At 39.4% G+C, this 13,319-nt stretch carries 13 protein-coding genes and 1 pseudogene; 5 read left to right on the top strand and 9 right to left on the bottom strand.

The features are described from left to right. Positions 1 to 78 precede the first annotated feature (78 nt). Both CLI64_RS05375 and CLI64_RS05370 read right to left on the bottom strand, forming a co-directional pair. Positions 79 to 732: a glutathione S-transferase family protein gene (locus CLI64_RS05375; RefSeq protein ID WP_103136252.1), complete on the bottom strand. Its 654-nt coding sequence runs from the start codon at positions 730 to 732 to the stop codon at positions 79 to 81. After that, positions 704 to 1,012 (bottom strand): hypothetical protein, encoded by a 309-nt coding sequence (locus tag CLI64_RS05370; protein ID WP_103136251.1) that lies wholly within the window; start codon positions 1,010 to 1,012, stop codon positions 704 to 706. The genes CLI64_RS05375 and CLI64_RS05370 overlap by 29 nt, the downstream gene beginning before the upstream one ends. Before the next feature lie 210 nt (positions 1,013 to 1,222). Between CLI64_RS05370 and CLI64_RS05365 the strand changes: the two genes are divergently transcribed. After that, entirely contained in the window at positions 1,223 to 2,113 is an 891-nt protein-coding gene (locus CLI64_RS05365) for a LysR family transcriptional regulator (protein WP_103136250.1), read from the top strand. A 107-nt stretch (positions 2,114 to 2,220) separates the two neighbouring features. Here the strand turns inward: CLI64_RS05365 and CLI64_RS05360 are convergent, their stop codons facing one another. From CLI64_RS05360 to CLI64_RS05330, 7 genes are all read right to left on the bottom strand, one after another. Next, complete coding sequence (locus tag CLI64_RS05360) at positions 2,221 to 3,102, bottom strand: hypothetical protein (RefSeq protein WP_103136249.1); 882 nt, start codon at positions 3,100 to 3,102, stop codon at positions 2,221 to 2,223. A gap of 191 nt (positions 3,103 to 3,293) precedes the next feature. Next, entirely contained in the window at positions 3,294 to 4,475 is a 1,182-nt protein-coding gene (locus CLI64_RS05355; protein ID WP_103136248.1) for a radical SAM protein, read from the bottom strand. 227 nt (positions 4,476 to 4,702) lie between these two features. Then, positions 4,703 to 5,035, bottom strand: coding sequence for a hypothetical protein (locus CLI64_RS05350; RefSeq protein WP_103136247.1), 333 nt, complete (start codon positions 5,033 to 5,035; stop codon positions 4,703 to 4,705). Between the two features lie 145 nt (positions 5,036 to 5,180). Beyond that, positions 5,181 to 6,131 (bottom strand): MoxR family ATPase, encoded by a 951-nt coding sequence (locus tag CLI64_RS05345; RefSeq protein WP_103136246.1) that lies wholly within the window; start codon positions 6,129 to 6,131, stop codon positions 5,181 to 5,183. A 241-nt stretch (positions 6,132 to 6,372) separates the two neighbouring features. Then, positions 6,373 to 7,113: a Uma2 family endonuclease gene (locus CLI64_RS05340; protein ID WP_103136245.1), complete on the bottom strand. Its 741-nt coding sequence runs from the start codon at positions 7,111 to 7,113 to the stop codon at positions 6,373 to 6,375. A gap of 233 nt (positions 7,114 to 7,346) precedes the next feature. Next, positions 7,347 to 8,429 (bottom strand): DUF4350 domain-containing protein, encoded by a 1,083-nt coding sequence (locus CLI64_RS05335; RefSeq protein WP_103136244.1) that lies wholly within the window; start codon positions 8,427 to 8,429, stop codon positions 7,347 to 7,349. Then, positions 8,426 to 9,037 (bottom strand): DUF4129 domain-containing protein, encoded by a 612-nt coding sequence (locus CLI64_RS05330; protein WP_103136243.1) that lies wholly within the window; start codon positions 9,035 to 9,037, stop codon positions 8,426 to 8,428. The genes CLI64_RS05335 and CLI64_RS05330 overlap by 4 nt, the downstream gene beginning before the upstream one ends. A gap of 218 nt (positions 9,038 to 9,255) precedes the next feature. Here CLI64_RS05330 and CLI64_RS05325 point away from each other — a divergent pair, with 218 nt between their 5' ends. The 4 genes and pseudogenes from CLI64_RS05325 (at position 9,256) to CLI64_RS05310 (ending at position 13,302) form a co-directional block, all read left to right on the top strand. Further along, a complete protein-coding gene (locus CLI64_RS05325; RefSeq protein WP_103136242.1) occupies positions 9,256 to 9,891 on the top strand; it encodes a nuclear transport factor 2 family protein in 636 nt (211 codons plus the stop codon). A 1-nt stretch (position 9,892) separates the two neighbouring features. Further along, on the top strand, positions 9,893 to 11,188 hold the full coding sequence (locus tag CLI64_RS05320; protein WP_103136241.1) for a glycosyltransferase family 2 protein: 1,296 nt from the start codon (positions 9,893 to 9,895) through the stop codon (positions 11,186 to 11,188). Next, positions 11,181 to 11,515 (top strand): annotated as a pseudogene (locus CLI64_RS05315) (XisI protein). The gene CLI64_RS05320 and the pseudogene CLI64_RS05315 overlap by 8 nt, the downstream one beginning before the upstream one ends. An 80-nt stretch (positions 11,516 to 11,595) precedes the next feature. After that, entirely contained in the window at positions 11,596 to 13,302 is a 1,707-nt protein-coding gene (locus CLI64_RS05310) for an amidohydrolase family protein (RefSeq protein ID WP_103136240.1), read from the top strand. Positions 13,303 to 13,319: the final 17 nt, after the last annotated feature.

Below are 13,319 nucleotides of genomic sequence, written 5' to 3'. Positions count from 1 at the left end.
AGTCATTACCTATTACTCAACACCGGCTAAACGCCGCGCTACCGCTAACAGCACTCAGCACTCAACACTCAGCACTCATTACTTTTCGTAATGAGGAATGACTTCTGTTTCATTTTTGGCGGCTTGTATCCACTCTTGCATTGCTGGGATTGCTAAAATTGTCTCCACATAGGCTTGAGAAATAGGATCTAGCTGGACATCGTAAGTTACAAACCGTAAGACAACAGGAGCAAAGAAAGCATCTGCAATGGTGAATTGACCAAATAAAAAATTGCCCTCAATTCCAAATTTCTGGCGTGTTTCTTGCCAAATAGCCATAATCCTGTCAATATCTTGTTGTACGTTAGGCGTTAAGCCTTTACCTGGATATTTAGCACGGCAGTTCATGGGCATATTTTGGCGGAGATGCAAAAATCCTGAGTGCATTTCTGCACTGATGGAACGAGCAAATGCTCTTGCTGTTTGATCACTTGGCCACCAATGCAAGGTGGGAAATGTTTCCGCTAAATATTCACAAATCGCTAGAGAATCCCACACGGTTTGATGATTATGTAGCAGTACAGGCACTTTGGCTGAGGGTGAATATTGGCGAATTTTGACCCCAAAGTCGGGATTACTCAGCATAATCTGAGTTTCTTGAAACTCTAATCCTAGTTGCTTCATCGCTAACCAAGGACGGAGTGACCAAGATGAATAATTCTTATTACCAATTACTAGATTTAGTTGTGTCATATGCTTGGTATCTATAAATCTGTTCAATCCACATCCGCACATCAACTTCTGAACCTGATGCAAAAGACTGGCCTGTTATTTGGTCGTATGCTTGCCAGTATTTGTTACCTTGACGGTCAACTTTTTGGTTAACCTGAATCTCCTTGGCATCTGATAGCAAAATTTTTAGTAGTTTTTGCCAAATTCTTTGTATAAATTCTCTACCGAAATTATGCTTAAATCCGATTTCTGTGGGTGTTTCTCTGCCTTTAGATTGTAGACACTTAATATTATCTTGCATAAGATTATTCCTGGTTATCTTGCAGTAGATATCACTTTAACAATGCCTGAATTTGTAATCAAATCATGACTTGTATAGTTTCCATAAATGGCGTTTATAGAAGTTTCCTGGTGTCAAAATAAAAGGTAGAGAACAGCGTAAAATTTTCTTAAATTATTCGGAATCAAGCATTAAGTAAATTACTGTATAAATTAACCTTATCTATTGTCCATGAAAATTTCCCAACTTCGCGCCGTAGTTGCAGTAGCGGAGCGCGGTAATTTTAGTGAAGCAGCGTTAGAATTACAGCTTACCCAACCGGCGATTAGTCATGCGATCGCGACTTTAGAAGATGAATTAGGTGTACCCTTATTTGCTAGGGGTCGTTATGGTGCAGTTTTGACACCTGCGGGAGAGCGAATTTTATATCATGCGCGTCAGGCTATACAGCATCTAGAGATGATGCAACAGGAAGCCAACCTGCACAGAGGTTTACATGGTGGTCATGTGCGGATAGCCTCCTTTCGGAGTGTAGCAACTCATTTATTACCAAAAGCGATCGCGCAGTTTCATGAACATTTCCCAGATGTTGCTGTCACTATTATCGAGGGTCTTTCTTACTTAGAAGTGGAACAATGTTTACGTGAAGGGCGTGCTGAGATAGGCATTACTTATATACCTACCAGCGATGAATTTGAAGCTTGGGAAATCTTCCGTGATGAGTATGTGGCATTAATTCCACCCAAAGCAAAAATTAGCGGTTCTAAAATTACTTGGGAAGATATTAACGCATATTCTCCAGTCATCCTGGCTTGCTTACCCTGTGGACGAACCTTACATCATCACTTCAAGCAAGAAGCACCCTTTATTCATACCACCAGCCACATTCAAGAAGACTCGACTATCGTTAGTTTAGTTAACCAAGGATTAAGCGCAGCCATTCTACCCCGTCTAGCCGCCGTACCTATTCCTTCAAATGTACAAGTTTATAGCTTACCTCAGCCATTAGAAAGAGTCATAGGAGTTGCTGTTTTATCTCATTCTTTACATATTCCAGCCGTGTTTAAATTTCTGGAAATGCTCAAAGAATTCGATTTTCAAAGTTTAGCTAAATTTACCTAATAAATGTCCAAATGAATCAGAGGTAATATAGGAGGTAGCAAGGAACAGGAGAGTAGAGAATTATAGATGCAATGATGTTTTTTTAGAAATTACATACTATTTTTATCTCAATGCAAAAGACCAAATTTTCCCAGAAAAGTTAGACTAAAATCCAATTCATGCTTGTCTAAGGTTGATGAATCATGAATAATATTCTCAGTTGGAGCAATATAAGCTTCATTGGGAGATAAAGTTAGCTTAATCACCGGATATGTAGGAAAATGCTGCATAAATTCTGATGGTAGTTTCACTCCCCGATAATGTTTAGATATATCATTGATAGTTGATAAACCTAACAAATGAAATATCTTCATTAAGGAAAGATTGATCATCAGAAAATAGCGATTCTCTTGTCCAATATTGATACAGATTCGATTACTGGATAAATGTCTACGTTTTAAAGGTGAATTTTCCCAACTATCTAAATGTAATCCCACATAAGGGCAATGAGGCAGATATTGAACAGTATTGACAGTTGTTGTTATTAATTGAGGTTTAGCGCAGTGTATGCCCAATGTTTTGATTTCGTCATTGGTCATTAAAGTATATTGTTGGATATGAGTGCGGATTGCTTCTATTGCACACTGATAATTAGGGTTTAATGTAACTTTGCTAATATCCCCTCTTGATTGACTCAAATCTATATTGATTGTGCTAATAATTTCCCTTAAGGGTTGAATGAGATATTCAGGTATTCTAATAATACCTATATGACGACCCAAATCCCAATTGCTTTGTAAGTCATCAATAGAAGTAGTTAATTGCTCTAGTTCAATTGAATTAACTTTTCTCCATTCTTGTTTAGGTATAAAGCAATTTTGTAGGTAATTGAGATTATTTGCATCATCTGTGGATAATATACTAGTACCATTATTTAAGAAAAACCGTTCGGAATTTAATTCTACATTTCTATCCAAAACAACTTTTATATCTTCAATAATTTGATTCATATACTTAGTTCCATAAAATTATACTAAAATAGTGAAAATATTATTTGAGTTAGTGCATTACAAAAATGTATAATAAAAACAAATACAGTTCAGAACGAGTAAAAACATTATCTATCTGTCCATAAATATTAACTGAACTATATTGTTTTGAACGTAATGGCATCAATCGTAGTTAACAATTCCATCTATGTTTAAGCATAGCTTAATGCCGTGTTTACTTCTTGATTAACATTGAGACGGTCTAGAACCATCTTATAATTATCTTGGTCAATAATACCGATTTCACGAAATCGGAAATCAATGTATTTTAATATTCCTTGTTCAACAATACATTGCATAATACCGCGATCATCGACTTCATAATACTCACGGCTACCTTCTGCCATTGGATAACCGCTACAACTACCAAAATATTGACAATTACTACAAGTTTGTTCAATGCGTGATTCTGCATCGCTGACAATTCGCCAATGCTGTTCATTATCAATTAATTGGTTCATAGGTGTGGTAAAGATATTACCGTGACTACGTTCTGGATTGTAAGCATCGGCGTAGCTGTAAAGGTTTCCATCAGTATTCACTAGATAAATACATTCCCACTCGCGCTTATCATAAAAAACTGTTGGGGCATCAGGAGTATAATGATAAACAACCTGTTGAATTGCGTCGGAAATGGGAGTTATAGACACAAATTTATCATCTGATATCCAGAGATCGAAAAGCTTTTTATAGGCTGCCAAGGTTTCATAGGCAGTAATTTCAAAACCAGCGTGTTGATTATCAAAAGCACCTTTAAAGAGAGGGAGAATTCTAGCAGATAAATCCATTGAACGATAGAACTGATAAATGTCAGCAATCCGATCAATATTACGTTTGCTCAAGACGGTGATGCAGCCAAATCTAATCCCAGCATCCAATAGCTTATCCATATTTTTCAGCACACGGTCTTGGGACTCTAATTCAGTTTGGTATACCCTTAATCCACCAAATAAATCTATAGATACGCCTACATAATCAAACCCTTCAGACAATAATCTTAAACGTTCCCGGTCTAGTAAAGTTAGATTAGTTTGCACTGCATTAGTGACGCGATCGCTAGGATGATCAAAAATTTGATTTTGTATATCAAATGCTTGCCAATAAAAACTAGGGTGTTGCAACAATGGCTCTCCACCGTGCCAAATAAATTCAATATCAACTGGGAAGTCTAAATTGCGATAATAGTCAGCAACATGACGAAACAGACTTTCTATTTGCTCAAGAGTGATGGCTGTTTTATCTGCCAAACCTTCATATTCATAGCAATAGCGACAACGTAAATTGCAATGCTTAGATGTTTTGATAACAAATTGAACTAATTTCCGCTTGTTCATAATTAAATTTGATGTTTTGCTCAAATAATTGTAGAAAATGTTGTTTGTAATTTGAATTAATACAAACAACTAGTAATTATTATTCTTAGTTAAAGATTGAATTAATTATGACTTATGCAAACATTCATAGGGTAAATTAGAGGAGTTTATTTATTAATGATTAACTAAACCTCAATATCTAATTAACCCTAAGAAAAACCTTGATTATGACGCGTGCTTAAGTCAAATTAGTAACCAATTTTCTGAAATATATCTACAGCAGATGGACGAATTTGCTCGATTGGTTCCCGAAAATTAGGATCTTTTTTCACCTCTATCCATCCAGGCTTATTATCTCGGAACTGATCAAATAATCTGAATCGATCCTGGGTTTGGATGTCAAATTTTCTGTCCGGTCGCAAAATATCCACTTTGTGTAAAATTTGAGGACTTACTTGAGTAGGCAAAGGCTCAGATTGAACTTCCTCAACAAATTGAGCATTTACCTTTGCCACTGTCGTAATCAGAACTCCGGTAATGGCTAGAGTCATAGCCATAGTAAAGCGAATACTGGCATTCATCGGTATTAACTCCAATTATGAATTAGCTTTGATTGGGTTTTTTCCCTCACATTTGCTAATTAGGTTGGATTCCGAAGATTTATGCAACCTCATAAAAATAACAGCAGTGAAATGCTGTTTGTGAAATATAGCTTAATAATAATGATTATCTGGGTACTGCTACTTGATTCATCACTGAAGCGATTACAGAATCAATTTGTAAGCCATCTAGCATAGCTTCAGGCTTGAGAATCAAACGATGGCGCAATAGAGGTGATGCAACAGCTTTGATATCATCGGGAGTCACAAAATCCCTTCCAGCTAGCCAAGCCGCCGCTTGAGCAGTCTGCAACCAAGCACCAGCCGCACGGGGAGATGCACCCAAAGCTAAATCAACCGCTTGACGGGATGCTCTCACCAAAGCCAATAAATAATCAATAATTGCTTCTGATACCTTGACATTTTTAACTGCTTGTCGCGCCTGTAAAATTTCCTCTACCGTTGTCACTGGCTGCAAACTACTAATTTCTAAACGTTTCCCCGCAAAACCAGCTTGACGATTTAACAACATTTGCTTTTCGGCGGTTTGGTCGGGATAATCTACCACAAGTTTGAATAAAAATCGGTCTAGTTGTGCTTCCGGTAAAGGATATGTCCCCTCAAATTCTAGGGGGTTTTGTGTGGCAATTACCCAAAATAAACTCGGTAGTGGCAAACTTTCACCGTCTAGGGTGACTTGCATCTCTTCCATTGCTTCTAGTAAAGCGGCTTGAGTCTTGGGAGGAGTACGGTTAATTTCGTCAGCCAGTAAAACTTCAGTAAAAACTGGCCCTTTTTTTAACGTGAAACTGCGACTGTTTAAGTCAAAAATATTTGTCCCTGTAATATCTGAAGGTAAGACATCTGGTGTTAATTGCACTCGGCGAAATTCTGCTTGGATGAGTTGCGCTAAGACTTTGACGAGGAGAGTTTTACCAGTTCCTGGTACACCTTCTAAAATGATGTGTCCACCTGATAGGAGTGCGATGAGTATTTGTTGTACTAGGCTGGCTTGTCCGACAACGATTTGGTTGAGTTTTTCGCCAAGGTGAATTAATAATGGACGGGTTTCGCTCATAAGTTTTAGTAAAGAAAGGGGGACGAAAAAAGCAGGGGGGCAGGGGGCAGGGGAGCAGGGGGAAAACCACCCACAAGGGGCTAAGCTTTGAACCTGATCTTTTTCGTAAACCAAAATCCAAAAATGGCAGTTTCAATTATGGCTGCTGTCAGGTCAGTATATGTCCTAACTTTGCATAAATTATGACTTGAAATCCCACAAATATCTTTCTTTCCCATCACCAGTCCCAAGTGACTATATTTCAAGACAAATCATCGGGATCTATTCCCAATGCTCTTAATCTTTCCGCTAACTGTTGAGCGCGTTGGGCTTCCTGTTGAGCGCGTTGGGCTTCTTGTTGGGCGCGTTGCTCTGCAAGTCGCACCTGTTGTTGTGCTTGGTTAATTCGTTCCTCTGGTGTGGGATACCGCTTTCCTTCCTCGTCATACCAATACATCCATTCTCTTGTTACCCCACAATAATTTCCCCGTTCACAGCCAATTCCTAAACCAATTTCTGGTAGCCAAACTGGGTTTCCAGTTTGTAACTCATACTTACCATTGACTAATTTATGTACTTCCAAATGAGGTTTGCGGCGACGACGGGAAGAGTAAATAACGTAGTAAAGTATACCTAAAGATGCGTAGTTATCTAATTTATCGCTGTATTCTTTGCGATAGTTTTGCGAGACGACTTCTAAGACCAAAACTGGTAAAACTTGTTCATCCCACAGTACATAACTGGGACGCAGTTCTTCATCATAAAACCTTTCTACCCCCAGACTCAAAAATCCATCTGGGACTATTGCTGGTTGATCTGGGTGATAATAAATACCCATATCTATCCCAAAAAACCAGTCCATGCGTTCAGCCCAAAGTAGCAGCAGAATTGCTTTTAATAGCCCTGGTATCAATTCTTGCAGTTCATTATCCACGGGTGTTTCATCAGAATCAGGTAGTTCGTCAGCAGAAGGTAAGTATCTTGGGAGGTCGAAGTTTAACATGACTGGTTGCCTCGAATGTTATACACCAGCAGCTTTATAGGAATTATAGCGAGATGGGGGATTGGGGACTGGGGATTAGGGACTGGGGACTGGGGACTGGGGACTGGGAAGACAAGGTGGGAGATGAGAAAATGACTAATGACTAATGACTAATGACTAATGACTAATGACTAATGACTAATGACTAATGACTAATGACTAATGACTAATGACTAATGACTAATGACTAATGACTAATGACTATTCCTCAACATTCGCCATTTTGCTAGCCAGGTAAATAATTCTCGTTGGCTGATGCGGCGTTTGCGTGCTTGCAATTTTAATACTGTGTCTAATTCTGCTGGGCTTTTACCTGTTTTTTCGACCCATAGGCTGAGTAAGGTTTGGTGTTCTAGTGGGACTGAACCTAAACCTAAAGCTTTTTGGAGTTGTAATTGTTCTTCTTTCCCGACCATTTCGACTACAAAGTCGCTAGATTCGGCTTTTTGTAAGATTCCTGCTAAAGCTTGAATGTATGCTTCACTGTTATCTATGACTGGTGTTTCTAGGGGGACTGGTTGACCTAAACGGCGATTTTGTGACCAAATTAAGACTAATAGCACCATTCCTGTTTGTATCAATAGGGCTAATAGTGGAGTTTGCGCTAGATAGTCAATGAGGGTTCCTTGACTTTCTGCATCTTTGATATCCTCATCTTTATAGCCGTGGATATATTCGTCTACAAATATTTGATTACTTTTCTGTTGTACTAAGCTGGCTAGATATTTAAAATTATCTATTTCGTCTTGGTAAGCGTTGGCGGCTATATAGGGAGTTACAGAAAAAAATACTTTGCCTTTTTCCTGTGTTTCGTGCCACACTACCGCGCCAAACTGATCACCTAAAGAAATTTGGTTTTTCTGCACTTTGATATTGCGTCTACGTGTGGCAATAGCTACTCTGCCATCGGGTGATGTTTGCCAAGTATAAAAGGGGGATGGACTAACGCGCGATCGCACTCCTAAAATGACTAAGGTATTGCCTTTATCTAGCCATGCTTCTTCATCTGGTAATAAGTCTGCTGGTCTGGGGGAACTTTGGATTCTTAGCAGGGTGGCTGGTTTTTGGGGTTTGAGCTTTTCTAGGGGTTTTTGCCAACGTTGGATAGAAATTCCCCGATCCTGCATATAAGCGTACCAAGCTCCATAGCCGTTGGGAGCGCGGTTATAAGTTGAACCTATGTAAAGTTGAGTGCTGGGAGCAGCGAAAAAACTTAAAATGATGATGACAATAATAGCGATCGCGCCTAACCAGACATTACGTTTTGATTTTTTCATTTTTCTGTAATCTCCCGATAGGCTTGGCGACACTGTTGATAATTTTCTTCTTGCATCTGGGCGTTACCAAAACACAATTGTTCGTGAGTGGTAATTAAGGTTTCGTAGGGTTGGAGGGGAGTTTGATTGCCAAGTTTGAGTAGTTGCAGATATTCGGCATCGGTGCGACTATATTGATGTGGAAGAATTTTTGTATCATGCAGGTGTTGCAAAACCGCTAAATAAAGGCAACGACAAGCCTCGCGGTAGTTTCCTTGACGATATAATTGTTGCGATCGCTCTAATAAAGTTGTCACAGAGACGTTTTCTGGAGATGCTTTTGATTTAGCATTCCCCCCATTGCCGTTATTTGCTAGCCACGCATATATATAAGGCTGAAATTCTCGCCATAAACGCAAAATTACTACAGCCACAAATAAAATTACAACTAACCAAAATAAAAAAGTTAACAAATTAGTCACCCAAGGACTGAGTTTCCAGTCTGGGGATATTTCTGGTAAAACATTATCGAAGCGGTAAAGCTCATATTCTACCCATTCCCCAATTCTTTGACGAAATAGGGACAGTTGCCAATCCCAGCTAGTTTTTACAAAATCTTCTGTAGACATAAAAAATAAACAACAATTGCGATGTTAAATCGTGTTCTAGGAGATGGATGTTAACGATTAGTTGTAACAAAATGAAAACTACTTTTGTCAGGTAATTAAGTTTTCCATACAATTTGACAGAACTTAATATTTATTTGACGAATTCAGAGTTTAAAATCCATCATGTTGACGACCGTAAAAAATCACCCATAAGTGTAACTCAAAGTAGAGGTTTTTACATGACGCAACAGAAATGGCTAACTAAATGCACTCAGCTACTTTGCAGTATTCTGCTAGTGCTAGGAATTTGGTGTTTACCCCAAGCGGCTTTAGCAGATAACCAACAGGAAATTAATTCAATTTTACAGACGCGAGAAATCGCCCTAGAAGCCATTAACAACCGTGATTTTTCTAAAGTTCAACCATACTTACACCCCAGCTTTACGATTACTACAGTTGACAACCAAGTGTTTCACAAAGTACCTGAATTTGAAAAGTATTGGAATCAGCAATTTTCTAGTACCATCCAAAATATCAAAATGAATCTCACAGGCGATACAGTGAGAACGTTTCTATCCCCAGAAATAGTTGTTTCATCTGGTGAAGCACTTGCGACTTTTGCTTTTAAAGATGGTAAAGCCGCAGATATGGGAATGCGTTGGACGGCTGTTTTACAAAAACTCCAAGATAAATGGACTATTCAATCGTTGCATTTTTCCTCTAACCTCTTGAATAATCCTGTCTTAAATGCAGCCCAAGGACTAGGACGAACTATCGCCATTGCGGCTGGAGTGGGCGGTTTCTTAGTGGGTGTAGTGACAATGTTAGTATTACGTCGTCAGCCTATGAAAGAAATACCAGCACAGAATAATTAATATGAGAAACACTCATCAGCCAATTTCTACTCGCCGATTTCAGGCTACCTTAGTAGTATTGCTGATTTGGGTTGTTGTCAGTTTACTACACTGGCGACCGGAAACACGGTGGTTCATGGTGGGACTAACGGCGGTTTTTAGTATCCAAACCATCCGAATGCTGATGGCTAAACCGGCCGCACCAGTTATTACCCGTCTCGCTGAACCACCAAAAGTCTCAATTTTAGTTCCAGCCAAAAATGAAAGTGCTGTCTTGAGTGCTTTAGTTTACAACTTATACCAATTGGATTATCCTAGCGATCGCCTGGATATTTGGATTATTGACGATGGTAGTACCGATGCTACACCTGAGATATTAAGGCAATTACAAACTCAATTTCCCACACTCCAAGTTTATAGCCGAGAATCACAAGGTGGAAAATCAGGGGCGTTAAATGCTGTTTTTCCCCACACCCAAGGGGAAATCATCTTAATTTGTGATGCGGATGCTTTATTACCTGGGAACTTCCTACAGCAAACAGTCCCGTTATTCCAAAAACCTAGTATTGGTGCAGTACAAGTGCGAAAAGCAATCATCAATGCAGACATCAATTTTTTGACTCGTTGTCAGCAAATGGAAATGTGTTGTGATAGCTTTTTGCAAACCCATCGCTTGGCTATAGGCGGAATGTCTGAGTTACGGGGGAATGGGATGTTAGTCAGACGAGATATATTAGAAAAGTGTCAGGGGTGGAATGAGAATACTATTACAGATGATTTGGATTTGTGTTTTAGGATTTATTTAGCTGGGGCTGAAATTGAGTTTTTACCCACTACAAGTATTCAGGAAGAGGGTGTAAATAATTGGAAAAATCTTTGGTTTCAACGTCGTCGCTGGGCTGAGGGTGGTTATCAGCGTTATTTGGATTATTTCCCGCAAATTTTCACCTTGGGTTGGGTAAAGGAAATTGATTTAATTTTATTTTTTCTCTTGCAATTTCTCTTACCGATAGGGCTAGTTCCTGATTTATTGTGGACAATATTTTACAGAGATACCCCAGTTTTATTACCACTGCAAACTATACTAAGTATTATTTTAACAGTAGCTTTCATGGCTGGACTTTATCAATATCAAAATTTACGGAGATTGTCTTTAATTTGGGCAACAATTCAAGGCTCTATTTATATGGTGCATTGGATTCCGGTAATGATTGTAACCACTTTTAAGATGTGTGTACAGAGTAGGCGATCGCCTTGGGTGAAAACTGAGCATATGGGGTGCAATAATACTAATAACAAAGGACTATCAAATGGATAACTCAGATAACAACTGTCACATAATTAAAGATGTTTTAATACCTTATACACAAATTCCTTATTCCTATGCAGCTATTGAATGTAAAACTGTATTTGATTGTGAAAATGACAGTTATTTGCTGATCACTATTGGTTGGGATGGTGTGAAAAGAATTCACGGTTGCTTAGTTCATATTGACATTATTGATGGCAAAGTTTGGGTACAAAGAGATGATACTGAAGATGGTGTTACTTACGAATTAGAAGCTGCTGTATTCCCAAAGATAAAATTGTCCTAGGATTTCACCCACAAAATGTTAGACCACACACAGGCTATGCTGTTAGGTAAGCTAAGATAAGTTTTTCGTGAGCAAAGATTTAGCTTTTAAAAAATATCCGAGAAAGAATTAGCAGGCAGAAAAAACTATCATGTTAGATTTATTAATTCAAAATGGGTTAATTTTTGATGGTTTAGGATCTGCGCCTGTGCGGGGAGATATCGGAATTAAAAATGGAAAGATTATCAACCTTGCACCTTCGTTAAATATCCCAGCGCGGGAAGTGGTTGACGCTGCTGGGTTGTGGGTGACACCAGGATTTATTGATATTCATACTCACTATGATTTAGAGTTAGAAATTTCACCAGGACTAAGTGAATCAGTGCGTCATGGTGTGACGAGTGTAGTTATTGGTAATTGTAGTTTGTCCATCGCCATTGGTGAGCCGCAAATGCTGGCGGATATTTTTCAAAGGGTGGAGACGCTTTCCCATCGGTTAATTGCCAAATGGCTGCAAAAGTCGGTGTCTTGGCAAACTCCCGCCGAATATTTACAACATTTACAGCAGTTACCTTTGGGAGTGAATATTGCACCTTTGCTGGGACATAGTGCTTTACGTGCGGAAGTTATGGGGTTAGAACGCAGTTTAAAGGTGCAGCCTAGCAAATTCGAGTTAAAAGTGATGCAGCGCATAGCCGCAGATGCTTTAGATGCAGGCTTTGTCGGTATTTCTATTGATATGTTTCCTTGGCATCGGATGAGTGGAGAATGGCGGGGGATGACAATTCCCTCACAACACGCCAAGTATAAAGAATACGCGATGTTGGCGGATTTGTGTAGAAAGCGCGATCGCGTTTTTCAAGTCACTCCTAATTTACAACGCCTTGCTTCCTTTGTAGATATTCTCCGCATGGGTGTAGGTATAGGTAAACGTCCACTGAGGTTAACTGTCCTCTCCGCTTTAGATGCTGTCCATAATCGTCACCTCTGGAAAATATTTTCTCCGATTCTGTACATCTGGAATCATTTGCTGGGCGGGAATGTCCGCTTTCAAACCCTAACTGAACCCTTCACAATTTACTCCGATGGTTCTGTTACCCCGTTATTTGAAGACTTCCCCACAGGCGCGCAACTCAATAGCTGTAATTCCCGCCAAGAAAGGCAAAAGCTTTGGCAATCTCCTGTATTTCGTCGTCAATTCCGCCAAGAATGGCTGAAGGGAAAACATAGATCATTTCATCGTGATTTAAATTTGATCACCGTTGTGCAGTGTCCCCAAACTAGTTGGGAAGGCTTAAGTTTCGCGGAAATTGCCCGTCAACACCAACAAGAACCGGTAGATTTTTTTATCCAAGCCTTGCAGGAATACGACACAGATTTACGCTGGGTAGGGACAGGTGCAAATGACCGTTTACAGACCCGTTTAGCGTTAATGCAGCACCCTTACATTCTCCCAGGATTTACGGATGCTGGCGCGCACGTTCGTAACTTGGGCTACTACGATGGGGCGTTATCTTTACTTAAACAAGCTGTAACTACCAAATTTATGTCCCCAGAGGCGGCGATTTATCGCGTTACCGGAGAACCTGCCCAATGGTTTCGCTTAGATACGGGAGTCCTAAAAATAGGTGCGAAAGCCGATATAGTTTTACTCAATCCCGATGCTTTAAATCAACCCATCAGCCCCCAAGTGGAAATTTTAGATCCGGTTTTGGATGGTGAACCCAGAATGGTGAAACGTGGTTCAGATGAGATTGTTACCGCAGTGTATATTAATGGGGTGCGCGTGGTTAGTCAAGGTAAAGTGAGCGATCGCTTGGGATGTGAAAAATTGGGAAGTGTTTTGTCTCCGTGTTAATTAGGATAGTATTTATT

This window comes from Nostoc sp. CENA543, from assembly GCF_002896875.1.
Lineage (GTDB): Bacteria > Cyanobacteriota > Cyanobacteriia > Cyanobacteriales > Nostocaceae > Trichormus.
Note: the sequence above shows the minus strand (reverse complement) of the source record. Positions and strands in the feature narration are given on the sequence as shown.